The 24449-nt window shown below is 75.9% G+C and carries 20 protein-coding genes; 4 read left to right on the forward strand and 16 right to left on the reverse strand.

Annotated features, from left to right (window positions below):
• Positions 1–30 precede the first annotated feature (30 nt).
• A complete protein-coding gene (locus OSB71_RS12960) occupies positions 31–789 on the forward strand; it encodes a nucleotidyltransferase family protein (RefSeq protein ID WP_265947745.1) in 759 nt (252 codons plus the stop codon).
• A 294-nt stretch (positions 790–1083) separates the two neighbouring features.
• On the opposite strand, the gene OSB71_RS12965 is transcribed toward OSB71_RS12960, so the two are convergent.
• From OSB71_RS12965 to OSB71_RS12995, 7 genes are all read right to left on the reverse strand, one after another.
• On the reverse strand, positions 1084–2766 hold the full coding sequence (locus OSB71_RS12965) for a PT domain-containing protein (protein ID WP_265947746.1): 1683 nt from the start codon (positions 2764–2766) through the stop codon (positions 1084–1086).
• 295 nt (positions 2767–3061) lie between these two features.
• Entirely contained in the window at positions 3062–4027 is a 966-nt protein-coding gene (gene rlmB / locus OSB71_RS12970) for a 23S rRNA (guanosine(2251)-2'-O)-methyltransferase RlmB (protein ID WP_265947747.1), read from the reverse strand.
• A 55-nt stretch (positions 4028–4082) separates the two neighbouring features.
• A complete protein-coding gene (gene cysS / locus OSB71_RS12975) occupies positions 4083–5483 on the reverse strand; it encodes a cysteine--tRNA ligase (protein WP_265947748.1) in 1401 nt (466 codons plus the stop codon).
• Between the two features lie 118 nt (positions 5484–5601).
• Positions 5602–6015, reverse strand: a complete 414-nt coding sequence (locus OSB71_RS12980; RefSeq protein WP_265947750.1) for a PPOX class F420-dependent oxidoreductase — start codon at positions 6013–6015, stop codon at positions 5602–5604.
• A 157-nt stretch (positions 6016–6172) separates the two neighbouring features.
• Positions 6173–6661, reverse strand: coding sequence for a 2-C-methyl-D-erythritol 2,4-cyclodiphosphate synthase (gene ispF, locus OSB71_RS12985; RefSeq protein WP_265947752.1), 489 nt, complete (start codon positions 6659–6661; stop codon positions 6173–6175).
• The gene (gene ispD, locus OSB71_RS12990; protein WP_265947754.1) at positions 6651–7448 is read right to left on the reverse strand and encodes a 2-C-methyl-D-erythritol 4-phosphate cytidylyltransferase; all 798 of its coding nucleotides are present in this window, start codon (positions 7446–7448) and stop codon (positions 6651–6653) included. Before ispD ends, ispF begins: the two co-directional genes overlap by 11 nt.
• A 659-nt stretch (positions 7449–8107) precedes the next feature.
• Positions 8108–8590 carry a CarD family transcriptional regulator gene (locus OSB71_RS12995; RefSeq protein ID WP_219049383.1) on the reverse strand — a complete coding sequence of 161 codons (483 nt, stop codon included), beginning with the start codon at positions 8588–8590 and terminating at the stop codon, positions 8108–8110.
• A 515-nt stretch (positions 8591–9105) separates the two neighbouring features.
• Between OSB71_RS12995 and OSB71_RS13000 the strand changes: the two genes are divergently transcribed.
• Positions 9106–9783, forward strand: coding sequence for a DUF461 domain-containing protein (locus tag OSB71_RS13000; protein WP_265947758.1), 678 nt, complete (start codon positions 9106–9108; stop codon positions 9781–9783).
• Positions 9784–10359: 576 nt separating this feature from the next.
• Here the strand turns inward: OSB71_RS13000 and phoP are convergent.
• Together phoP and phoR are read right to left on the reverse strand one after the other, a co-directional pair.
• A complete protein-coding gene (phoP, locus tag OSB71_RS13005) occupies positions 10360–11040 on the reverse strand; it encodes a two-component system response regulator PhoP (RefSeq protein ID WP_265947761.1) in 681 nt (226 codons plus the stop codon).
• On the reverse strand, positions 11037–12347 hold the full coding sequence (gene phoR / locus OSB71_RS13010) for a two-component system sensor histidine kinase PhoR (protein WP_265947763.1): 1311 nt from the start codon (positions 12345–12347) through the stop codon (positions 11037–11039). The genes phoP and phoR overlap by 4 nt, the downstream gene beginning before the upstream one ends.
• Before the next feature lie 347 nt (positions 12348–12694).
• On the opposite strand from phoR, the gene phoU reads away from it, so the two are divergent.
• Together phoU and OSB71_RS13020 are read left to right on the forward strand one after the other, a co-directional pair.
• On the forward strand, positions 12695–13477 hold the full coding sequence (gene phoU / locus OSB71_RS13015) for a phosphate signaling complex protein PhoU (RefSeq protein WP_265947765.1): 783 nt from the start codon (positions 12695–12697) through the stop codon (positions 13475–13477).
• A gap of 664 nt (positions 13478–14141) precedes the next feature.
• Positions 14142–15014 (forward strand): bile acid:sodium symporter family protein, encoded by an 873-nt coding sequence (locus tag OSB71_RS13020; protein ID WP_265947767.1) that lies wholly within the window; start codon positions 14142–14144, stop codon positions 15012–15014.
• A gap of 90 nt (positions 15015–15104) precedes the next feature.
• On the opposite strand, the gene OSB71_RS13025 is transcribed toward OSB71_RS13020, so the two are convergent.
• The 7 genes from OSB71_RS13025 to OSB71_RS13055 form a co-directional block, all read right to left on the reverse strand.
• Positions 15105–15863, reverse strand: a complete 759-nt coding sequence (locus tag OSB71_RS13025) for a phosphoglyceromutase (RefSeq protein WP_265947769.1) — start codon at positions 15861–15863, stop codon at positions 15105–15107.
• 290 nt (positions 15864–16153) lie between these two features.
• A complete protein-coding gene (locus OSB71_RS13030) occupies positions 16154–16819 on the reverse strand; it encodes a hypothetical protein (protein ID WP_265947771.1) in 666 nt (221 codons plus the stop codon).
• A 76-nt stretch (positions 16820–16895) separates the two neighbouring features.
• On the reverse strand, positions 16896–20012 hold the full coding sequence (locus tag OSB71_RS13035) for an amino acid adenylation domain-containing protein (RefSeq protein WP_265947773.1): 3117 nt from the start codon (positions 20010–20012) through the stop codon (positions 16896–16898).
• Positions 20013–20096: 84 nt separating this feature from the next.
• Complete coding sequence (locus OSB71_RS13040) at positions 20097–21116, reverse strand: zinc-dependent alcohol dehydrogenase family protein (protein WP_416237252.1); 1020 nt, start codon at positions 21114–21116, stop codon at positions 20097–20099.
• The gene (locus tag OSB71_RS13045) at positions 21113–21919 is read right to left on the reverse strand and encodes a HisA/HisF-related TIM barrel protein (RefSeq protein ID WP_265947777.1); all 807 of its coding nucleotides are present in this window, start codon (positions 21917–21919) and stop codon (positions 21113–21115) included. Before OSB71_RS13045 ends, OSB71_RS13040 begins: the two co-directional genes overlap by 4 nt.
• A 3-nt stretch (positions 21920–21922) precedes the next feature.
• Positions 21923–23197: an FAD-dependent oxidoreductase gene (locus OSB71_RS13050; RefSeq protein WP_265947779.1), complete on the reverse strand. Its 1275-nt coding sequence runs from the start codon at positions 23195–23197 to the stop codon at positions 21923–21925.
• An 11-nt stretch (positions 23198–23208) separates the two neighbouring features.
• Complete coding sequence (locus OSB71_RS13055; RefSeq protein ID WP_265947781.1) at positions 23209–23913, reverse strand: hypothetical protein; 705 nt, start codon at positions 23911–23913, stop codon at positions 23209–23211.
• Positions 23914–24449: the final 536 nt, after the last annotated feature.

Here is a 24449-nt window from a genome sequence, read left to right on the forward strand (position 1 = left end):
CACCCTCCGGCGCCCGTTACCGTGCGGGGCATGGCAGACGACCCGCGCACCCACCCGACGCAGGCGGTGATCCTGGCCGGTGGCCAGGGGACCCGCCTGCGCCCGTACACCGACGACAAGCCGAAGCCGATGATCGAGATCCCCGGCACGGGGACGCCGATCATCGGCTTCCAGCTCTCCTGGCTGGCGCACGAGGGCGTCACCGACGTCGTCGTCTCCTGCGGCCACCTGGCGTCGGTGCTGGAGGCGTGGCTGGAGTCGGCGGACCTGCCGGTGGTCGGGGAGGGCCCCGGCGCCGGGCCGCTGCGGGTGACGACGGTGGTGGAGGAGGAACCGCTGGGCCGGGGCGGCGGCCTGCGCTTCGCCGCCCGCGCCCTCCCCCGCGCCGACGAGCCCTGGTACGCCACCAACGGCGACATCTGGACGCGCTTCCCGCTGCGCGAGATGGCCGCCTTCCACACCGAGCGCGCCGCGGTCGCCACCCTCGCGCTGGCCCGCCCGCGGCTGCCCTGGGGCGCGGTGCGCACGGACGGCTTCGGCCACGTCGTGGACTTCATCGAGGCCCCGCCGACGACGTACGAGATCAACGCGGGCGTCTACGTCTGCGCGCCGGAGTTCACCGCGCTGCTCCCGGAGCGCGGCGACCACGAGCGCACGACGTTCCCCTCGCTCGCCCGGGACGGCCGCCTCGCGGGCTACCCGCTCCCCCAGGGCGCCTACTGGCGTGCCATCGACACCGCCAAGGACCTCTCCGAAGCCGCGAAGGAACTCGCCACCGCCACGGAGTGAACCCCGACGGGCGAGCCGCCCCGGCGGGCCGCGGCGGCTCGCCCGTTCGCGGAGCACGGCCGAGCGGACCGACCACCGGCCGCCCGGCACCTACCGGGCCGCCACCGGGCCCGCCTGGGAGCCACCGCCCTGCCGACCACCGCCCAGCGGCTCCGGCCGCCGGTCGCCGGGCCGGCCGGACGCGCCACCGGCCGCTCGCCCACCGGCCCACGGCCCGCCGGGGTCGTACGGCGGTCGCGCACGGCGGAGGCCCGGCGGGGGCCGCCGGGCCTCGCGGGAGGGGAGGGGCGTCGCCTAGCCCAACAGGCCGCCCAGGGCGCCGGTGTCGGGGGCGGTTTCGGGTTCCTCGGACTCGGGCTCGCCGCCGGTCGTGCCGCCCGTCGCACCGCCCACGGTGGGTTCGGGGGCGGGGGGCGGCTCCGGGGCGGGGGGCGGCTCGGGGGCCACGGGCGGGGCCTCCGGTACCGGGGGCTGCTGCGGGGCCGGAACGGTCTGGTTCTGCCCCGTCTCCGGCTCCCGGCCGGTGCCCGCCGTCGGTTCGGCGGCCTGCTCGCTGGCGCTGGCGCTGGGCTGGGCGGTGGGCCCCGCGGTGGGCCCGGCCGTGGGCCCGGTCGTCGCCCGCGCGCTGGGCCGGGACGGGTCCTGCGGCAGCGGGGAGCCGGGCAGGTGGTTGCGCAGCGGGCTGCCCGGTTCCGGGACGGTGGTGACCTGCGCGGAGCGGACGGCGCTGCCCAGCAGGGAGCCGACGAGCAGGGTGAGCCCGGCGATGACGGCGGCCAGGACGGCGCCCCGGCGCAGCACGCGGCGGCGCAGGTCGGCCAGCGCGGCGCGCGGACCGAGGCGGCGCCAGGCCTCCCCGGCCAGCCGGGCGTCCAGCGAGTAGACGGGCGCGCCCGCGATGATCAGCGGTGACCAGGCGGCGAGGTAGATGATGTCCGGCGCGTCGTACACCGCGACCGTGCGCCAGCTCACCGTGACCAGCAGGGCGGCCGACAGCAGCGCGCCCAGGGACGCGGCGAGCCGCTGCCACAGCCCGAAGACGGTGAGCACGCCGACGAGGACCTGGAGGAAGGCCACCGTGAGCCCGGCGCCCACGGGGTGGGCGAGGGCCAGGTCGTGCAGCGGGGAGGCGATCGTCCACGGTTGGAGCGAGCTGAGCCAGCTCACCATGGAGCCGCGCTCGCCGCCGTCGAAGTAGACCGGGTCCGTCAGCTTCCCCATGCCGGCGTAGACGGAGATGAAGCCGAGGAAGACGCGCAGCGGCAGCAGCACGACGCCCAGGTTCATGCGGCGGCCGGGGTAGTAGGCGTGCCGTGCCCGGTCCCCGGCGTCCCGCTCCTCGCGGGCGGCGCGCCGCTCGTCGTCGTACCGCTCGTCCCCGTACCGGCCGTCGTGGCCGTCCCCGTGCCGGTCGTCGCCCCGTCCGCCACCGCCGGCCGGGCCGTCGTCGTGCCGGGAGGAGCGCGGGCCGACGACGGGCAGCGGCGCGGTCAGCTCGGCCGCGACGCGCGGCATGACCCGGGTGGCCAGGACGCCCCCGTCCGCGGAGCGTTCTCCCTGCGCCGGGACGGTGCCGAGGCCGCCGGGGCGGACGGCCCGGAGCAGGTCGGCGGCGGCGTCGCCGGGGACGCTGCGCCCGCTCCACACCACCGGCGCGCGCCGCCTGACGGCGGTGGCGGCCCCGGCGGGGGCCGCGGGGGCGGGCAGGGCGGCGACGGAGGCGGGGGAGGCCGCGGCCGGGACGGGCCGGGCGGTGGGGACGGCCGGGACGGGAGCGGTGTCGGCCGACGCGGCGCCGCCCGGGGCGGCGCCCTGCGGCGTCGACGTGGCGAGCTTTACCCGGAAGCTCACGTTGTTGACGATGACCTGGGCCGGGTCGCTCGGCACCTTGACGGAGCTGAGGATCGGCTCGTCGTCGAAGAAGCCGCCCGGGCTTCCCCCGGTGGGCGTGCGGGGAGTTCTGGTGTCCACACTCATCTAACCGAGTGACGGACGCTTAAGACACTGCCTTGACCCCGGCGATCTGTCCGCGCCACGTCAACGGGACCGCCCGAGCGCGCGCTCGACCGGCCGGACGGCGACCGGACCCCACGGCGACCGGACCCCAAGGCGACCGGACCCCAAGGCGACCGGACCCCACGGCGACGGGCCCCACGGGCGGCGGGACCGCGGCGCGGGCCGTCGCACGCGGACCTCCGTGCGCGGTGGGAGCCTGCCCCCCACCCCGCCCGGGAGCCCGCGAGCACGGCGGCCGCGCTCGCGGGCGGTGCGGCTAGCGCCCGGTGCCCGCGCGGCGGCGGGCGGCCTCGTAGAGCGTGATCCCCGCCGCGACACCGGCGTTGAGCGACTCGGCGCCGCCCGGCATCGGGATGCGCACGCGCAGGTCGCACGCCTCGCTCACCAGCCGCGACAGGCCCTTGCCCTCGCTGCCGATGACGACGACGACCGGCCCCTCCAGCAGCTCCAGGTCGTTCACCTCGGCCTCGCCGTCGGCGGTGAGGCCGACGACCATGAGCCCGGCCTTCTGGTAGCCCTGCAGCGCCCGCGTCAGGTTGGTCGCGCGGGCGACGGGGGTGCGCGCGGCGGTGCCGGCGGAGGTCTTCCACGCCCCGGCGGTCATCCCGGCGGCCCGGCGTTCGGGGACGACGACGCCGTGCCCGCCGAAGGCGCTCACGGAGCGGACGACCGCGCCGAGGTTGCGCGGGTCGGTCACCCCGTCGAGGGCGACGATCAGCGGGTCCTCGGCGGCGTCGAACGCGGCCGCGGTCAGGTCGTCGGGGTGGGCGTAGTCGTACGGCGGCACCTGGAGGACCAGGCCCTGGTGGTTGAGGCCGCCGGTGATGCGGTCCAGCTCCGGCCTGGGCGCCTCCAGCAGATGGATGCCGCCGCGGTCGGCGGCGAGCCGGAGGGCGTCGCGCACCCGGTCGTCGCTGTCGATGAACTGCTGGACGTACAGCGTCGTCGCGGGCACGCCGTCGCGCAGCGCCTCGAAGACCGGGTTGCGGCCCACGACCAGCTCCGCGGTGCCCTTCGGCCCGCCCCGGCGCGGCGCGGGCCGTCCGGTGGCGCGGCGGGCGCGCGCCTGCGCGGCGCGCTGCTTGGCGTGGCCCTTGCGCATCTCGGCGGGCGGGGTGGGGCCCCTGCCCTCCAGGCTCCGGCGCCGCTGGCCGCCGCTGCCGACCTGCGCGCCCTTCTTGTTGGACGTGCGGCGGTTGCGCCGCTGGCTGTTCCCGGCCATGGGGAGGGTCCTTCTTTCGAGTGATGCGTGAGGTCGGTGGGGACGCGGGGGCGCGTCAGGGGGAACCGAGTTCCCAGCGCGGGCCCTGCGGGGTGTCCTCGATCACCAGGCCCGCGCGCTTGAGGTCGTCGCGGATGGCGTCGGCGGTGGCGTAGTCCTTGCGGGCACGGGCCGCCTGCCGCTGCTCCAGGACGAGCCGCACGAGGGCGTCGACGGCGCCGTGCAGCTCCGTACCGCTGTCGTGGCCCGCGCCGGCCCACCGGGGGTCGAGCGGGTCGAGCCCGAGGACGCCGAGCATGGCGCGCAGGTCGGCGAGGGCGGTGGCCGTCGCCTCCCGGTCGTCGGCCGTCAGCGCCGCGTTGCCGCGCCGTACGGTGGTGTGCACCACCGCCATGGCCTGCGGCACGCCGAAGTCCTCGTCCATCGCGGCGGCGAACTCGGCCGGCACCTCGGCCGACGGCTCCACCGCGCCGGTGCGCTCGGCGGCGCGGTGCACGAAGCCCTCGATGCGCGCGAAGGCGGTCTCCGCCTCGCGCAGCGCCTCCTCGCTGTACTCGATCGTGGAGCGGTAGTGCGGGGTGCCGAGGTAGTAGCGCAGGACGACGGGCCGCCAGCGCTTGACCATCTCCGAGACCAGCACCGAGTTGCCCAGCGACTTGGACATCTTCTCGCCGCTCATCGTCACCCAGGCGTTGTGCAGCCAGTAGGTCGCGAAGTCGTCGCCGTAGGCGGCGGACTGGGCGATCTCGTTCTCGTGGTGCGGGAAGACGAGGTCGACGCCGCCGCCGTGGATGTCGAACGCCCGGCCGAGGTACTTGTGCGCCATGGCCGAGCACTCCAGGTGCCAGCCGGGGCGGCCCGGGCCCCAGGGGCTGGGCCAACTCGGCTCGCCGGGCTTGGCGGACTTCCACAGCGCGAAGTCGCGCGGGTCGCGCTTGCCGGTCTCGCCCTCGCCGGAGGGCTGCCGCAGGTGGTCCAGGTCCTGGCCGGAGAGCGCCAGGTAGCGGTCGTAGGAGCGGACGTCGAAGTAGACGTTCCCCTCGGCGGCGTAGGCGTGGCCCCGCTCGATGAGCGTGTCCATCATCTCCACCATCTCGGGGATGTGCCCGGTGGCGCGCGGCTCGTACGTCGGCGGCAGGCAGCCGAGCGCGGTGTAGCCGTCGTCGAAGGCCCGCTCGTTCTCGTAGCCGATCGCCCACCACGGGCGGTCCTGCTCGGCGGACTTGGTGATGATCTTGTCGTCGATGTCGGTGACGTTGCGCACGAACGTCACCGCGTAGCCGCGGTAGGCGAACCAGCGGCGCATGACGTCGAAGTTGAGCCCGGAGCGGATGTGCCCGATGTGCGGCGCGGCCTGCACGGTGGCGCCGCACAGGTAGATCGAGACGCAGCCGTCGGTCAGGGGCTGGAAGTCACGGATCTGCCGGGCGCTGGTGTCGTACAGGCGAAGAGTCACCCGTCAAGGGTAGTAGAAGACGGCGGCTGCCCCACGCGATCGGTGCGGGGCGACCGCGCGGGGAGCGCGGGGCCGCCGTCGCGGACGCCCGTGCCGGGGCGGCATGGGCGACCGCCGGTCAGGCCAGGTCGCCCATGCCGACGACGCGCTCGGGCGTGACGCGCACGACGACGCGGTCCGGCTCCTGCGGTGCGCCCGGGTTGAACTCGGCGTACTCCGTGCCGACGTACTTCATCGCCAGCTCGTCGATGAGCTCCTGGCCGCCCTCGGTGGTCATGCTGGCCGTGCCGCGGATCTCGGCGTAGGTGTAGGGCGCGTCGGCGGGCTGCACGACGACGCTGACCCGCGGGTCCCGGCGCAGGTTCTTCTCCTTCTGGCGGCCCAGCGTGGTGGAGAACAGCACGTCCTCGCCGTCCCGCTTGACCCACACCGGGGACACCTGGGGGCGTCCGTCGGGCTGGATGGTGGCGACGGTGATGAAGACCTTGCCGTCGAGGACCTGCTTGAGCTTGTCGGACAGTGCGGCTGCCACTGCGTGCACCTTCCCTCGCGTGGTTGACGCTTCGACGACTACCCGCGCACGGGCCGCGCAAGTCTTACCGGGCGCCCCTCTCGCCCGTCCGGCGCAGTGGCCACCGAACGGACGCGGGGACGCGGGCGTCGCGGGCGCGGGCGCCGGACCGGGCGGCCTACCCGCGCAGCACGAGCGCCGTGGCGACGGCGGCGAGGCCCTCGGCGCGGCCGGTGAGTCCGAGGCCGTCCGTCGTGGTGCCGGAGACGGACACCGGGGCGCCGACCGCCTCGCCCAGCACCGCCTGCGCCTCCGCCCGGCGCCTGCCGATCTTCGGACGGACGCCGATGACCTGGATGGCGACGTTGCCGATGGCCAGGCCCTCCGCGCGCACGATGCGGGCGGCCTCCGCGAGCAGCGTGACCCCGGAGGCCCCGGACCACTCGGGCCGGGCGGTGCCGAAGTGGGCGCCCAGGTCGCCCACCCCGGCGGCCGAGAACAGCGCGTCGCACGCGGCGTGGGCGGCCACGTCGCCGTCGGAGTGCCCGGCGAGTCCGTCGCCGTCGTCCCACAGCAGGCCCGCGCACCACAGGGGGCGACCGGCCGCGAAGGCGTGCACGTCGGTGCCGATGCCGACGAGCGGCACGGCGGGGCGGTCAGTAGCCATCGGCCCTCCGGCGGGCGAGGACGGCCTCGGCGAGCACCAGGTCCAGCGGCCGGGTGACCTTGAAGGCCTCCTCGTGCCCCGGCACGACGACCACCGGCGTGCCCAGCCGCTCGACCAGGCCCGCGTCGTCGGTGGCGCCCTCGCCCTCGCGGGGGAAGGCGGCGTGGGCCTCGGCGAGCACGGCCCGGTCGAAGCCCTGCGGGGTCTGCACCGCGCGCAGCCGGCTCCGCACCGGCGTGCCGGTGACGGGCTCCGGCGCACCGCCCGGCCGCGGCTCGACCTCCTTGACGGTGTCGCTCACCGGCACCGCCGGAACGACGGCGGGCGCGCCCGCGCGCACGGCGGCGGCGACGGCGTCCACGGTGTCGGCCGGCACCAGCGGCCGGGCGGCGTCGTGGACGAGCACGACCTCGACGCCGGCCGGCAGCGCGGCCAGCCCGCGTTGCACGGACTCCTGCCGGGTGGCGCCCCCGGGGACGACGACGACGTCCGCGCCCTGCGCCGCGGGGGCGGCGGGCGGCGGATGGGCGTCGAGCAGGTGGCGGACCTCGGTGGCGGCGTCCGGCGGCGCGACGACGACGACGAGGCCGACGTCGCGGGCGCGGGCCATGGCGCGGACGGCGTGGACGAGCATCGGCGTGCCGCCCAGCGCGCGCAGCGCCTTCGGCGCGCCGGGGCCCAGGCGCACGCCGCGCCCGGCGGCGGGGATGACCGCCGCGGCCCGCGGTCCGCGCGGCGCGGGCCGCTCGTCCGTGGCCGAAATCTGGGCGGGCTGATCGTCGGACATTGGCTGCACGTTCAGGTTTGTGTCCTCATCCGGGATGGGTATGGCCAGAACGTGTCGGACGCGAGGGCGTGACCGGTCCCCTTCCGTGACAACCGGTCGTGCCGCCCACCCGGGCCCGGCACCGTGTGGCGCACCCATCGTGTCGACGTACACGGGTGGCGCCGCGACAGCTCCTCAGCGGCGGTCGACCACGCGGCGGCGGTCGGCCACGCGGCGATGACCGGCCACGCGAGGGCCGCGGCGGAAAGGCCGTCAGCACCCGCGCCGTACGACTGTACGGCCGCTGCCCGGGTGCTGTGGTCCTTCCACCGCGGCGCCTCGCGCGACGCACGGCATCTGGTACGCGGCATCTGGTACGGCGGCAGCTCACACGGCACACGTGACGGCCGTCCGTCCGGTCGCTGACGTTCGTCCGACGGCCGGATGGTGTGTCGGAGCCGCGCGTCACCGCGTCCACGTCGACTCCGGGGCGCCGGACCCGACGCTGCCGGGTGACGCCTCGGTGGCGACGCCCGTTCGTCCACGCCGGCGATGACGTCGGCACCGGCGGTGCACGACCGCGGGCGGTTCACGACCGCGCCGCGCGCGACGCGTTCACCGACCGCACGGCGAGCGCCGTGGGCGGCGGGCCGGGCGTGTGCGCTGCCGTGCGGCCCGGCTCAGGAGGCGAGCACTTCGTCGAGGAGCGCCTCGGCCTTGTCCTCGTTGGTGTTCTCGGCCAGCGCCAGCTCGCTGACCAGGATCTGCCGGGCCTTGGCGAGCATCCGCTTCTCACCGGCGGAGAGGCCCCGCTCGCGCTCACGGCGCCACAGGTCGCGCACGACCTCGGCCACCTTGATGACGTCACCGGAGGCGAGCTTCTCCAGGTTCGCCTTGTAGCGGCGGGACCAGTTGGTGGGCTCCTCGGCGTACGGCGCGCGCAGCACGTCGAACACGCGCTCCAGGCCGTCCTGCCCCACCACATCCCGTACGCCGACCAGCTCGGCGTTTTCCGCCGGCACACGAACTTCGAGGTCGCCCTGGGCGACCTTCAGAACCAAGTAGGTCTTGTCCACGCCTTTGATCTGACGAGTTTCGATGGCCTCGATCAGCGCGGCCCCGTGATGGGGATAGACCACGGTGTCGCCAACCTTGAACGTCATGTGACAGGTACCCCTTCCGTGGCTATCCAGGATAGCACGGGAACGGGTCGCGCTGAATGGCGTTTCCGCAGGTCAGGGCATATCTCGGGGCTTGACAACGGCGCCTATATCGTGCTGCACACCCGTCGCGCAAGCGGGTATTCGCAGGTGAGGGCACCTCTCGCCGGACCGGGAAACATTCTCGGCACCCGCGTGACCGACGTGACACGTGTCGGTTTTGTCCGTTTCTTGATGGCGTGCGCGCTCACCCTTCGCGTACGGCACGAGATCTCCACGGCGTTCCCGGGAACGCATCCGCGAACGGTCCGGAGATCAATTGCCGGTGGCATCGCTCATTCACCGCGAGTTCTCCCCGGGGCCGAATGCGCACCGCGATCTGGCGGGTGATTCCCGCCGCCGCCCGCGCGGACGCGGGCGGCGGCGGGGGCGGGTCGGGTGCGAGCCCGCCACGGGGGGTCGGTACGCTGCCGCTGTCAGACCGCCAGACGCCCCTCACTGCTAGGAGATGCGCCGCCGTGAGCAGCAGCCGCACCAGCCTCCGACGCGGCGCCGTCGCCGCCGCCCTCGCCCTGTCGACCCTCACGCTCGCCGGGTGCGCCGCAGGCGTCGACGCGGCGACCAACCAGATCGTCCCGGACAACGCCTCCGCCAGCGAGGGCGACATCGAGCTGCAGAACGTCACCGTCGTCACCACCGAGGACGGCGAGGGCCCCGCGAGCGTCACCGCGCGGATCTTCAACGGCGGCGGCGAGGACGAGACGCTCCAGGGCATCACCTTCGCCACGGACGGCGGCACGGGGCAGGTCGAACTCTCCCCGGCCGACGGCGGCTCGCTGACCGTGCCGGCCGGCGGCCACCTGATGCTCGGCGGCGAGGGCAACGCGGCGGCCGTCATCCAGGACGCGGGCGAGCGGAACATCACGGACGGCGAGGCCCAGCCGCTGACGTTCGAGCTGAGCGAGACCGGCGACATCCCGATCCGGGCCTTCGTCTACCCGGAGACGCAGCTCACCTACTCCGAGTTCGGCCCGTCGCCCGCCGCGACCTCCCCGGGCGAGACGCCCGAGGGCACGCAGTCCCCGGCGCCGGGCGTGGAGCCGACGGCCGAGGGCAGCACCGAGTCCCCCGCGGCGGGCGAGTCCCCGACGACGGGCGAGACCCCGGCCGCGGGCGAGACCCCGGCGGCGAGCTGAGGCGGACGCCCCCGCGGGCGGCCCGGGTGCTCCGCACCCCGTCGCCCGCGTCCACGGGTGGGCGACGCCCCGACGCAGGCGGCGAGCGGTGCTCCGACGTCGGCGGCGCGCGCGGGCACACCACCGGCCGACCGGCCGGGGCGCCGCGGCCCGGCCGTGAGCGGCCTCCTGGCCCAGCGGCCCGGCCGAAGGGGGCCGCCCCGTGCGACATGCCCGTCGGCTCGCGCACCCGCACCGAGCGGCGGGCCGGTGCTCTCGGCACGCACCGTGCCCGGCTGAGGTGACCCGCTCACGCGCCGGACGGCCGCACGCACATCCCGCATCCGGGGAGCGGCGCGCAAGAGCGCACGGCGGCGCGCGGATGCCGGTGGGCCGCTCGACGGCGTCGTGCCGACCGGCCGTACGCGCGCACCGGCTCCGCGTGCCGGTGGTCTCCGGAGGCGCGCGCCGGGGCCCCGCACGGTCACGGCCGACCGCACGCGCGCCCGGCGTCAACGAGGCGGAGCGGCGTCAGCGCGCGGTGGAGGCGGATACGCCCGTCCGGGTGAGATCGCGGCGCGGGCCGCCGGGGCGGGATCAGGGCTCGAACTTGTAGCCCAGGCCGCGCACCGTGACCAGGTAGCGCGGCGCGCCCGGGTCGGGCTCGATCTTCGCCCGGAGGCGCTTGACGTGGACGTCCAGCGTCTTGGTGTCGCCGACGTAGTCCGCGCCCCAGACCCGGTCGATGAGCTGCATCCGCGTCAGCACGCGGCCCGCGTTGCGCAGCAGCATCTCCAGCAGGTCGAACTCCTTGAGCGGCAGGTCCACCTTGCCGCCGGAGACGGTGACCACGTGGCGGTCGACGTCCATGCGCACGGGCCCGGCCTCCAGCGCGGCCGGGACGGCCTCCTCGGGCTCGCCGCGGCGGCGCAGGACCGCGCGGATGCGGGCGACGAGCTCGCGGGAGGAGAACGGCTTGGTGACGTAGTCGTCGGCCCCTATCTCCAGGCCGACGACCTTGTCGATCTCGCTGTCCTTGGCCGTGACCATGATGACGGGCACGTTGCTCTGGCTGCGGAGCTGGCGGCAGACCTCGGTGCCCGGCAGGCCGGGCAGCATGAGGTCGAGCAGCACGAGGTCGGCGCCGTTGCGCTCGAACTCGTCCAGGCCGTCGGGCCCGGTGGTCGCGACGGCGACCTCGAAGCCCTCCTTGCGCAGCATGTAGGACAGAGCGTCGCTGAACGACTCCTCGTCCTCGACGACGAGCACTCGGGTCACGGGAGGACCTCCGGGGATGCGTGTTGTTCTCTGGGGAGGGTCTCGACGGGGCCCACGCCGTCGGCGTCCTCGCCGCCGTCGGGACCCACGTAGTCGCCGGGTTTCTGCAGCGCGCCGCTGAGCCGGGTGCGGCTGCGGCGGCTCTCCTCCGCCTTGGCGCGGGCGCTGCCGGCCTCGGGGAGACGGAGGGTGAAGGTCGAGCCCTGGCCCTCGGCGCTCCACACGGTGACCTCGCCACCGTGGGAGGCGGCCACGTGCTTGACGATGGCCAGGCCGAGCCCGGTGCCCCCGGTGGCCCGGGAGCGTGCGGGGTCGACGCGGTAGAACCGCTCGAAGATGCGGTCCCGGTCGCGCTCGGAGATGCCGATGCCCTGGTCGGTGACGGCGATTTCGATCATGTCCCCGCCGGACGCGGCCACCCGCCGGGCGGCGACGCCGACGCGGGTGCGCTGCGGGGAGTAGTTGACCGCGTTCTCCACCAGGTTGCCGAGCGCCGCCGCGAGCTGCCCGCGGTGGCCGAAGACGTACAGGTCCTCGCCTCCGCCGGTGGCCATGGTGATCTCCTTGGCGTCCGCGCCCTGGCGGCAGCGGTCGATGGCCTCGCCGACGAGCTCCTCGACGGCGACGGGCTCGGAGTCCTCCATCGGGTCGTCGTTCTGCACCCGGGAGAGGTCGATCAGTTCTTGCACCAGGCTGGTCAGCCGGGTGGCCTCGTGTTCCATGCGGCCGGCGAAGCGCCGGACGGCCTCGGGGTCGTCGCTGGCGTCCAGGACGGCCTCGGAGAGCAGGGAGAGCGCGCCGACCGGCGTCTTGAGCTCGTGGCTGACGTTGGCGACGAAGTCGCGGCGGATCGCCTCGATGCGCCGCGCTTCGGTCAGGTCCTCCACGAGCAGCAGCACCAGCCGGGAGCCGAGCGGGGCGACCCGGGCGGAGACCGCCAGGGCGTCGCCCCTGCCGCGCCGGGCGAGGTCGAGCTCGACCTGCCGTATCTCGCCGTCCCGCCGCGTCTGGCGGGCCATCTGGAGCATCGGCTCCACGGCCAGCCGGCCGCCGCGCACCAGGCCCAGCGCGTACGCCGCCGAGCTGGCCTTGACCACGGCGTCCTCTTCGTCCAGCACGACGGCCGACGAGCGCAGCACCGAGAGCACGGTGTCCACGCCGGGCGGCAGCACCGGTTCGGTGTGCAGCGAGGAACGGCTGGGCCGCGCCTGCTCGCGCTCGCTCCAACGGAACGCGAGGACGGCGATGGCACCGGTGCACACACCGGCGATCGCGGCCACTGCGGCGATCGCCGCGTTCACGTCCATGCCCTCAGACTAAGCGGGCCGGACAGGGCGTCGTCAGGTGCGGCCGCCCGCCTCGGTCACTCGTCCCCCAGAGTTCACCGGCAGGTCGGTGGTGGTTCACTGCCTGTCCCGCATACGCCACGAAAAGCGAACGAAACGGACCGGGCGGGGGGAAGTTGTGAGGCCGAGGTGCGCCACTTCCTCCCGTGTCGCTCAGAATTCATCCGAACGTGGTAGGTCATTCACGTGACGGGGCCGCTCCCGACGCCTTCCCGCCTCAGCGTGGGAGCGTAGGACAGCGGCCGACGCCGGGGCGGCCGACACCCGGCCGCCGGTCGGCGCAGCCGAGAAGCGAGGGAAGGACTGCCATGCGGGACGCGTACCACGAGGAGCTGGATGCGATCGGCGACAGCCTGGTCGAAATGGCCCGGCTCGTCGGTTCCGCCATCGGCCGTGCCACCACGGCCATGCTCGACGCGGACCTGAAGCTCGCCGAGAGCGTCATCGCCAACGACGACAAGGTCGACGACCTGCAGCGGGACCTGGAGAGCAGGGCGATCCAGCTCCTGGCCCGGCAGCAGCCCGTCGCCACCGACCTGCGCATCGTGGTGACGAGCCTGCGGATGAGCGCGGACCTGGAGCGCTCGGGCGACCTCGCCCAGCACGTGGCCAAGGTGGCGCGCCTGCGCTTCCCGGACTCCGCGGTCCCGCACGACCTGCACGCGACCATCCTGGAGATGGGCCAGCTCGCACAGCGGCTGATGGCCAAGGCGACCGAGGTCCTCATCACCAAGGACGTCGAGCTCGCCCTCCAGCTCGAGCAGGACGACGACCGCATGGACGACCTGCACCGCACGCTCTTCCAGCACCTGATGGACCACCGCTGGCAGCACGGCATCGAGACGGCCGTCGACGTGACGCTGCTCGGCCGGTACTACGAGCGCTTCGCCGACCACGCCGTGTCGGTGGCGCGGCGCGTGGTCTACCTGGTGACCGGCGACTACGCCGACGAGCTGGACCCGGCGGCGGCCGCGGCGGCCGCCGAGACGGCCCCGGCGGCGGTGGCCGCGGCCTCCGCCGCCTCCGCGCCCGCCGCCGCGGCGGAGGCGGCGGAGGCGGAGCAGGCCGCCGAGAAGCCGTCGGCCGACTGAGCCGCCGCGCCACCGACGGCCGACCGGTCCGCCGCCTGACGCGGCCGGCCGAGTCGTCGGCCAGCCGGCGCGCGACCGGTGCGCGCCCCGGCCGGTCGGCGCGCCAGCCGGTCGGCGCCTCGGCCGGTCGTCGTGCGGACGGCGCACGCGGGTCGCCGACGTGGCGCGGTTGCTTCCGCGCGCCCTCCGCGCGCCGTTGCCCGGTGGTCCGCGGGCCCGCTTCCCTGGTGCCTACCGTGAACCGGCCCGAGGAGGGAAGCGGTGTTGGCAAAGCTCCGTAAGCACACGTTCGGTCCACTCAGGGCGGCGTTGCTGTCGTGCGGGTGCGGCCCCGGCTGCTCCTGCGGCTGCCAGTCGGGCGGCCCCTGCAACTGCGGCGGAAGCTGCGGCTAGCCGCGACACGTCGCGCCGGGAGCGCCCCGGGCCGGCCCGCCCGGGGCGCCTCCCGCGCCCGTGACCCCGGCGGCGGCCTCCCACGGCCTCCCCCACCGGGTCCCACCCGCCCCGACGTCGTCCCAGCCCGGCCGGGCACGCCTCCGCCCCGCCCGGCCCTGCTCAGGCTCCACCCGGCGGCCCCGCCCGGTGGAGCCGCTCAGCCCCGCGAGCCGCGCGCTGGCCCACCCCGCGGTTCACGTCGGCGGCCGGACCCCGCATGCTGCGGGGCATGGACTCAGCGCTCCTGACGATCGCCCTCCCCGCGGCGCTCGCCGTCATCATGTTCGGGCTCGGCCTGTCCCTCACCGTGCGGGACTTCGTGCGCGTCGCCACCGTGCCCAAGGCCGCCCTCGTCTCCCTGGCGTGCCAGCTCCTGCTGCTGCCGCTGGTCTGCCTGGGGCTCGTGCTCGTCTTCCGCCTGCCGCCGGAGCCGGCCGTCGGCATGATGCTGCTCGCGGCCTCCCCCGGCGGCACCACGGCCAACCTGTTCTCGCACCTCGCGGGCGGTGACGTCGCGCTGAACGTCAGCCTGACCGCCGTCAACTCGGTGATCGCGGTGGTGACGCTGCCCGTCGTCGTCAACCTCTCGGTCGCCCACTTCCTCGGCGACTCCGCCGCCGTGGGGTTGCAGCCGGACAAGATCGTGCAGGTCTTCGCGGTGGTGCTCGTCCCGGTGGCCGCGGGCATGGCGGTCCGCCGCCGCGACCCGGGCCTCAGCGCCCGCGCCGCCTGCCCGGTGAAGCGGGCCTCCGTCGTCGCCCTGGCCGCCGTCGTCACCCTCGCGATGGTGCAGGGCTGGGACGAGGTCACCGAGCACCTGCTCACCGTCGGCACGGTGGCGCTGCTGCTGTGCGCGCTGAGCCTGCTCATCGGCTACTGGGTCCCCAAGGCGGTGGGCGTCACCCGTCCCCAGGCCATCGCCTCGGCCATGGAGATCGGCGTCCACAACAGCGCGCTCGCGATCACGGTCGCCCTGTCCGTCCTGGACAACCCGGCCATCGCCGTCCCCCCGGCCCTCTACGGCGTCGTCATGAACGTCCCCGCCGCCCTCACCGCCTACGCCTTCGCCCGCACCCGCAAGACCCACCCCACCTCCGCCTGACGCCTCGCCGACGGCAGCTCCCCACGCCGCACGGCGGCCGAGCCCCCTCCTCCGGCGTACCGCCACGAGGAGGGGCTCAGCCTTGCCCGACTACTTCTTGCCCTGGTTCTTGACGGCCTCGATGGCGGCCTTGGCGGCCTCCGGGTCGAGGTAGGTGCCGCCGGGGTTGACGGGGTGGAAGGCGTCGTCCAGCTCGTAGAGCAGGGGGATGCCGGTGGGGATGTTGAGGCCGGCGATGTCGGTGTCGGAGACGGTGTCCAGGTGCTTGACGAGGGCGCGCAGGCTGTTGCCGTGCGCGGCGACGAGGACGGTGCGCCCGGTGACGAGGTCGGGGACGACGCCGTCGTACCAGTAGGGCATCATCCGGTGGACGACGTCCTTGAGGCACTCGGTTCGGGGGCGCAGCTCCGGGGGGATCATGGCGTACCGCGGGTCGCCGGCCTGGGACCACTCGGCGCCGTCCTCCAGCACCGGGGGCGGGGTGTCGTAGGAGCGGCGCCAGAGCATGAACTGCTCCTCGCCGAACTCGGCGAGCGTCTGCGCCTTGTCCTTGCCCTGAAGCGCGCCGTAGTGACGCTCGTTCAGCCGCCAGGAGCGGTGGACGGGGACCCAGTGCCGGTCGCAGGCCTCCAGCGCGAGGTTGGCGGTGCGGATGGCCCGCTTCTGCACGGAGGTGTGGACGACGTCGGGGAGGAGACCGGCGTCGGCCAGCAGCTCGCCGCCGCGTACGGCCTCCGTCTCGCCCTTGTCGGTCAGGTTGACGTCCACCCAGCCGGTGAACAGGTTCTTCGCGTTCCACTCGCTCTCGCCGTGGCGGAGCAGGATCAGCTTGTACGTCGCGTCGGCCATGGGGCCAGCCTAATGCGCCGGTCGGAGGTGGCGGCGCGGGTGGGGCGGGGCGCCGCGTGCCGTGTGACGTGCGGAGGGGTCCGCCGACCGGGCAGGCGCACGGGCGGCCCCGGGGCGGGAGAAGGGGCCGTGAGGGAGCCCGCCGAGGAGTGGGCGCGGCGGGTGGCGGCACGGCGGGTGGACGGGCGCGCTCGGCGGGTGGACGGGCGCGGTCGGTGGGGCGGGCGGGCGCGGTCGGTGGGGCGGGCGGCCGGGAGCGGGGTGCCGCTCCCGGCCGCGGGCCCCGGCCGTCAGGACGCGAGCGCCGCCGTGGCCCAGATGTCGCCGATGGCCTCCTCGGTGCGGCGGGCGTGGAACACGGCCTCCTCGGGGTCGTCACCGCGGTCCAGTCCCTCCTGCGCCACCTCCAGGGCCAGGTCGCGCAGGGCGTCGTCGCCGGGGTCGTCGTAGTAGGCGACGAACTCCTCGGGGACGTCGGCTCCCGCCTCGCGCAGCCGGCGGGCCACGGCCGTGCCTCCGGCGAAGTAGACGACCAGGTCGGTGTGGACCGAGAGCGCGGCGGCCGCCTGACCACCGGCGAGGGCCACCCAGGAGAGGGCTCCGTTGAACGCGTAGGCGCCGCGCTCCGCGGGCCAGCGCGCCAGGTCGGCCTGCCGCATGCCCAGGGCGCGGGCGACCGCGTGCAGCTTGGGCGTGGCGTCCTGGACGAGCCGCCCCAGGGTGAGCCAGAGCTCGGCGGCCCGGTCACTGGGGAAGCGGGCGAGCAGGGCGCCGTGGGCGACGCGCTCGGCCGCGTGACACTGCATCTCGATGGCGACCAGACGGCGCAGGTACACGGTGGGGTCACCGCCCCGGGCGACGGTCTCCGGCAGGGGGTTGCCGACGGGGTGCAGGTCCCGGAGGCGTTCGACCTCCGCGGCGGCACGGGTCGCGGCGGGGTGCTGTGGGGTGGTCATGGTGTTCCTTCCCTTCTCTTCGCCGTTCTGCTGGGCGGTGCGGTGCGGTGGTGTGCCGGTGTGCCGGTGTGTCCGGTCAGTGCGCGGGCGCCCGCGCCTCGGGTGGGGGCAGGTAGCCGACGTCCCGGAGGTAGCGCAGGTTGAGGTCGATCAGGTGGGCGTCGACCGGCGGGCACTCGGGCCCGCCCCCGGCCGTCGCGCGCTCGGTGTTGTCCCGGTCGAACCCGGGGAAGGTGCCGGCGAAGTACATCTCCTTGACCGACATCCCGGCGCCGTGCGCGGGCTCGGTGAGCATGGGGACGTACGGGGCCATCGGGTGCTCCGGGTCCTCGGCGGTCCACCGGGCGACGGCCTCCAGCCAGGTGGGGTAGGGCACCGTCTCCACGCGGTAGCCCATGGCGCGCAGCCGCTCGACGAGCAGGTCCAGCCGCGCGTCGCGGGGGTTGGTGATGTGGTAGACCCGGCCGTCCGGCTTCTCGTGCGTGATGACGCGGGTGATGACGTCGGCGGTGTAGTCCACCGGCACGAAGTCCAGCGGGAGCGGTATGTCGGGAGCGAGGCCGCTCTCGGCGATCGTGCGGAACAGCGCGCACATCATCGTGTCGGTGTTCCACACGCCCCGGTCACTGGTGCCGGTGATCTCGTACGGGCGGTGGACGGCCACGGGCAGACCCCGCTTCGCCGCCTCCCCCACCAGGCGTTCGGCCACCCACTTGGTCTCCATGTAGCCCAGGGAGAGCCGGTCGGCGTGGTCGAGCGGAGTGTCCTCGCTGACGTGCCGCACGCCGGCGGTGCCGAACCCGGCGATGACGCCTATCGTCGACACGTGGTGGACGGGCTTGCGGCGGTGGGCCGCGGCCAGTTCCAGCACCGTGCGGGTGCCGCCCACGTTGACCGGGGCCAGCGCCTGGTACGGGTAGGCGAAGTTGACGCTGGTCCCGGAGTGGACGACGAGGTCGCACGCCCGGGCCAGCGCGTCCCAGTCCGCGTCGGCCAGGCCGAAGTGCGGCTCGGCCAGCTCGCCGGGCACGGGGACGATGTGCTCCTCGCACGCCGAGGCGTCCAGGCCGTAGCGGCGCATGCGGGCGGCGATCCGGCGCGCACCCTCCGTGGCGTCCCGGGCCCGGGTGAGACAGTAGACCCGGTCGGCCCCGGCGCGGACGAGCCGGTCGATCAGGTACACGCCCAGGAAGCCGGTGGCACCCGTCAGCAGGACGGTGCCCGGTGGCTCCGCGGTGGCCTCCGGGGCGGTGAACCGCAGGGCGGGGTCGAGGCGCGCCTCGGCCGCGAAGTCCGGCCGGTCCGCCGCGCCGGCCGGCTCCGCCCCGGGGTCGGCCAGCTCCCGGGCCCGGGCGGTGAAGGCGGCGAGGGTGGCGTTGTCCAGCAGGCTGCGGATCAGCTCCGTGCTGCGCTCCGGGTGGATGCCGAAGTGCCGCCGGGTGGCCGCCGCGACCCGGGTGGCCAGCAGCGAGGTGCCGCCCAGGGCGAAGAGGTCGTCGTCCCGGCCCGCCGCGTCGACGCCGAGCAGGTCGCGCCAGATCCGGGCGACGGCCTCCTCCTCGGGCCCACGGGGCGCGTCCCCGCCGGAGTCGGCGGCGTCGTCCCGCTCGGTGAGGAGGGCCAGCAGGCGGTCCCGGTCGACCTTGCCGCTCGTGGTCAGCGGCAGCTCCGCGGTGGCCGCGATCCGGGCGGGCACCATGTAGGCCGGGAGCCGGTCGCGGGCGTGGTCGTGGAGCCGGCGGACGAGCGCCTCGGAGTCCACGTCCGGGTCGCAGGCCACGGCCGCGCCCAGCCGCTCGCCGCCGCCCTCCCCCAGCACGTCGGCCGCCACCTCACGCACTCCGGGGTGGGTGCTCAGCACGGCCTCGACCTCGTCGAGCTCCACCCGGAAGCCGCGCAGTTGCACCTGGCGGTCCCGGCGGCCGAGGAACTCCAGGACGCCGTCCGCGCGCCAGCGCGCCACGTCCCCCGTGCGGTAGAGCCGTCCGTCGGGGTCGTCGCCGAAGCGGTCGGGCAGGAAGCGGTCGGCCGTCTTCTCCGGGGCGTTGAGGTAGCCCAGCGCCACGCCGTCGCCGCCGAGCCACAGCTCGCCCTCCTCTCCGACGGCCGCCAGGCGCCCGTCGGGGCGCACGACGTAGGCGGTGGTGTCGGGCAGCGGCCGTCCGATGGGGACGAGTTCGGCGTGCGGGGCGAGCTCCTCGATGACGTGGCTGACGCTGATTACGGCGTTCTCCGACGGCCCGTACCCGTTGACCAGGTAGCGCGGCCGGCCGTGGTCGAGCACCGCCCGGACGGCCGACGGGCTGAGCGTGTCGCCGCCCGCCATGAGGCACCGCAGCCCGGCGAACATGCCGGGCGCCGCCTGCGCGTGCTGGTGGAACAGGCCCGCGCTGAGCCAGGCCACCGTGATCCCCTGCTCGCGCAGCGTGTCGTCCAGCGCCCCGGTGTCGAGCAGCGCGTCGGGTTCGGGCAGCACCAGGCAGGCGCCGTTGAGCAGGGTGCAGAAGAACTCGTAGCAGGAGACGTCGAAGGCCGGGTTGGTGGTGGCCAGCAGCCGTTCGCCGGGGCCGGGGACCGAGGGGTGGTCGGCCGCGGCGAACCGGACCAGTCCGCGGTGGGTGCAGACCACGCCCTTGGGCGTCCCCGTCGAGCCGGAGGTGTAGACGATGTAGGCGGCGTCGGTCGCCCGGCGCCCGCCGGTCCACCGCGCGTCGCGCGGCGGCAGCGGGTGGTCGGCCGCCTCGTCGGTGGTGACGAGCGCCGAGGAGGCGGGGTCGGGCAGGGTGGCGTCCCGTCGCGCGAGCACGTGGCCGGCCCCGGAGTCCTCCAGCACCATGGCCAGGCGCGCCGAGGGGTGGGCGGGGTCCAGCGGGAGGTAGACGGCGCCGGCTTCGAGGATGCCGAGCGCCGCCACGACGGCCTCCGGGGAGCGCTCCAGGAGCATCGCCACGGTGTCGCCGTCGTCCACGCCCCGGGCGCGCAGGTGGGCCGCCGTCCGGCGCACGCGCTCGTGGAGCTGGTGGTAGGTCCACGAGCCGCCGGGCCAGAGCAGGGCGAGGGCGTCGGGGTCGCGTTCGGCCCGCTCGGCGAAGAGGGTCGGCAGGAGCGCGTCGCGCGGGTAGTCGGTGGCCGTGGCGTTCCACCGCCGGACGCGCTCGGGCACGGCGTGGGCGGGTCGGCTGGTGTGGGGCATGGGGGAGCCTTTCGGTGATCGGGTGTGACGGGGGCGGACCGGCGCGGCGTCGGCGGACCGGCGCGGCGCCGGCGGGGCGGCCGGTCAGCCGGTGAGCAGGACCTTGCCGGTGCGGCCCGGCCGCGCGGCGTGTTCCAGGGCGAGGGCGTAGGAGTCGAGGTCGTAGCGGGCGGCCACCTCCAGGCCCGGGAGCCCGGCGGCCACCGCGGCGACCACGTCCCCGGTCACCCGCCGGACCGCCGGCTCCCCCCGCCGCTCCAGCCGCTCCAGCCGCTCGGGCAGCCAGAACCCGCTCACCCGCGTCCGGTGGAAGATCAGCGCCTCGGGCGGCACGGGCACCGGCCGGCCGGAGAGCAGGCCGTAGGAGACGAACCGTCCGCCGGGGCGCACACCGCGCAGGGCGGCGCCGCCCACGGACCCGCCCACGGCGTCCAGCGCGGCGTCCACCCCGCGGCCCTCCGTGGCCTCCCGGACGCGTTCCGCCAGCTCCGTACCCGTCGGGGCCGGCAGCGGGACGGCGTCCCCGCCCTCCAGCGGGGCGACCTGCTCCGCCCGCCGGACGGCGGCCAGGCAGCGGAGGCCGCGGCGGCGGGCGAGCCGGGCGGTCATGCGGCTGACGGCGGACGCCCCGGCGGTCAGCAGCACCGAGTCGCCCTCCCGGAGCGCGAGGTCGTCCAGCAGGAGGTGGGCGGTGAACGGGTTCACGGTGAGCTGGCAGGCGGCGTCCAGGGGCATGCCCTCGCCCACCGGCAGGACGGCCGCGGCGGGGGCGCAGACGTACTCCTGCCAGGTGCCGTCGGCGGCGACGGCCACCCGGGTGCCGGGCGGCGGCCCCGCCGTACCCGGCCCCAGGGCGTCGACCACCCCGGCGCCCTCGAAGCCGGCGGCGGCGACCGGGGCGCCCCCGCCCGGCCCGTCGGAGCGGGGGGCGAAGGCGGCGCGGCGGCCGTAGCGTCCCTGGACGAACAGCAGGTCGGAGGGGTTGACCGGACGCGCCGTCACGCGTACCCGCACCTGCCCGGGGCCGGGGGCCGGGCACGCCACCTCCGCTCGCCGGAGCACCCGGGCGGGGTCGCCGTGGCGCGCGAACACCAGCGCCCTCACGGCCCGTGCCCCTCTTCGGGCGCGGTGCCGCGCAGCGCCTCGCCGAGCGCGGCGATCGTCGTCCGCCCGGAGTGCACCAGCTTGTTGACCAGGACGTAGGAGGCGTCGCCCGCGTCCAGCGCGGCGACCAGGTGCTCGGCCGCGCCCGCGCCGCCGGAGGCGATCACCGGCAGGCCGCAGGCGCGGGCCACGGCGCCGGTCAGCTCCAGGTCGTACCCGGCGGAGGTGCCCTCCTGGTCCACGCTGTTGGCGAGGACGGCCGCCAGCCCGAGCTCGCCGTACCGGCGTGCCACGTCCGTGGCCTGGAGGCCGGTGCGGGTGTCGCCGCCGTGGACGAGCACGCGCCACCCGCCGCGCCCGTCGGCCGCGCAGTTGAGGACGCCCAGGAGGCGGTGGCCGCCCAGCTCGGTCGCCGCCGAGGCGACGAGGTCGGGCTCCTCGGCCATGCTGGTGCTCACCGAGACCTTGGCCGCGCCCGCCGCGAGCAGCTTCTCGCAGGCCGCGAGCGAGGTCAGGACGCCCTGTTGGACGGAGACCACCGGAGCGAGCCCGGTCTCGTCCAGTTCACGCAGCAGGTCCGGCAGGTAGCCGGTGTCCGCCCACGCGTCGAACACGTCCAGGAAGAGCGTGGTCGCGCCGTCGCGGGCGTAGCTGCGGGCGATCTCGGCGACGTCCCCGGGGTCGGAGAGCCCGGGGTGGCCGGCCGGTTCGGTGGCCCGCCCCTCGGAGACGTCGATGCAGGGGATCACCGCCTCGGGCCGCCGGGGGCCGGGGGCCGTGGGGGGTGTGGTGCCGTGCGTCATCGTTCAGCCGCCTTTCACGTCGTGTCGGAGCCGCCGCAGCCGGTCGGCGCCGGGCGCCAGTCGTTCGGCCACGGCGACGGCGGAGGCCATCGCCGCCTCCTGGGTGTCGATCGGGGTGGTGCAGTGGCCGGCGAGGAGGAGCCCCGGTCGGCCGCGGGGTGCGGCCAGCCGGTGCCGGGCCCGGGTCGCCGCGGGGGTGGGCAGCGCGGTCCGGAAGGTGGCGCGGGCCAGCTCCCGGCGCGGCCGGCCGGCGCGGTGGGTGAGCTGGCTGACGAACAGGTCGGCGCCGAACGAGGGCCCGTACCACGTCGTCGTCTCGCTCCAGCCGTCGTGCACCGCGGTGTTGGTGGTGGACCACGCCGTGCGGTCGGCCGGCATGCCGAACGGGTCGCGGTGCAGCGCGTAGGTCAGGGTCCGGTACGGGACGGCGGCCAGCTCGGCGCGCAGCTCCTCCGCCCCGGCCAGGGGGGTGAGCGCCTCGCGGGCGCGGTCCGCGGGCAGGGCCAGCACCACCGCGTCCACGGCGTGGACGCCGCCGACCGCGTCGAGGAGCGCGAAGCCCTCGCCGTCCGCGGTGACCGCGCGCAGCGGAGCGCCCACCCGCACGGTGGCCGTGCGCAGGTCCCCGGCGAGCGCGTGGACCAGCGCCCCGGTACCGCCGCGCAGGTAGGTGACCTCCGGCGGCTCGTCCTCGCGCGGCTCCGGGCCGGCGAACTGGGCGCCCACGGCCCGCGCGGACAGTCCACGGGCCTCCTGGAGCGTACAGCCGTGGACGGAGGCGGGCAGGGCGTACAGCAGGTCCGCGTGGCCCCGGTCCGGCTCCGGCCACGCCTCGACCAGCTCGCCCAGGGTGACGTCCCAGCCCAGCTCCTCGGCCTGCCAGCGCGCGGCCTCCGCCTGGAACCGGGCCAGGGCCCGCCGCACCGGGCCGTCCGGCGTCACCGGCCGCCCCTCGGCGCCGGGTCCGGCCGGGGAGACCCACGCCGGCTGCGCGTCCCGGGCCCGCGAGAGCGCCCGGGTGGCGGGGGAGGTGACCAGGTCGTCGGCGGTGAGGCCGACCTCGGCGGCCACGTGGCGCCAGACCGGGAAGGAGCCGGGCGCGGTCTCGCGCACTCCGAGGTCCACCCCGTGCGGGTGTCCGCCGCTCCGGACGGACAGCGACTCGGCGTTGCCACCGAGGCGGGGCCGGGCCTCCAGGAGCACGACGTCGTGCCGGCCCTCCAGGAGCCAGGCCAGCGTCAGCCCCGCGAGCCCGCCGCCGGCGATTCCGACGCGCATCGCCGACCCCCTCACCCGGCGGCCGGGGCGGGCGTGCCGACTTCGCTCACCGCGGCCGTCGGGCCGTGGGCGGCGAACCGCCAGAACCCGTCCAGGCTCGCGCGCAGCAGGTCGGCGACGGCCGTCGCCGTCTCCGGCTCGTCACCGTGGCGCAGTCCGTCGTCGACCGCGTCGGCGGCCAGGTCGAGCAGGTCCCGGGGCAGGGGCGCGCGGTAGCAGGCGCGGAACTCCTCCGGGACGTCGGCGCCGGCCGCGTCCAGGAGCCGCACCAGCTCCTGGCACACCGGGAAGTAGGCGGCGAAGTCGGTGTGGATCGCCAGCGCGGCGCCCGCCTGGTCGGCGTGCAGCGCCACCCAGGAGAGCGTGCCGGGGAACGCGAAGGCGTCGAACGTGCCTTCCCGGTAGGGCGCCCCGGCCCGGCGGGTGCCCAGCGCGGCGGCGCACCGCTCCAGCTCCGGGCGGCGGGCCAGCAGGGCCTGGTGGAGCCGGACGAAGAGCTCCCCGGCCGGGTTGCGCGGGAAGCGGGCCAGCAGGGTCGCGTAGGCGACGGTCTCCGCGTGCAGGCACAGCAGGTCGGCCTGGACCAGCCGGCGCAGCGCGTCGGTGTCCACCGGCCCTTTCCTGGCGGCGGCGAGCAGGGCGTTGGGCCGCCGCGCGTGTTTTTCGCGCTGCGCGTGTATCAGGAGATCGGCGCGGCGAGCTGAATGACGCGTCACGGACTACCACCTTCGAAACTCGGGGCGGACAAGCGGAATTCAGGCATGCGCCGGAGAGTTCCCGCCCCTCTTCACCGCACACCGCGAAATCGCCGGTACCTTGGATACAAGTCCCCGGTACCTGCGCCCTATTCGACGCCACGGGCCAGCGGAAACGGGCGGAAATGCGGGCCGCATTCGGCAGTTGTGGCGCGGTGCGGCGGGCGGGCGCGGCGGCGGCGCGGGAGCGGTGCGGGCGGACGGGGCGGTGCGGGCACGGGCAAGACGGTGCGGGCGGACGGGGCGGACCTCCCGCGCGCCGCCCACGCGGCCCGCCTTTCCGGGGGCGGCGAGGGCCGCGCCCGGGCCACGCGTGTGGCCGGGCGGTGCGGAAAGCCACCAGGAGGAACAACGGGGTCGACGGGTTTTCGGGCTCCGGGCGACGCGGTCGGAATGGCCCGTCCTCGACGCTTCGCCGTGGGCGCTCCGGGTAAGACACGGACACACCTCACGACGGCCGGGACCGCGGCGTCACGCGGCGCCGTACGTGATCACGA

It is taken from the genome of Streptomyces marinisediminis, from assembly GCF_026262575.1.
Lineage (GTDB): Bacteria > Actinomycetota > Actinomycetes > Streptomycetales > Streptomycetaceae > Streptomyces > Streptomyces marinisediminis.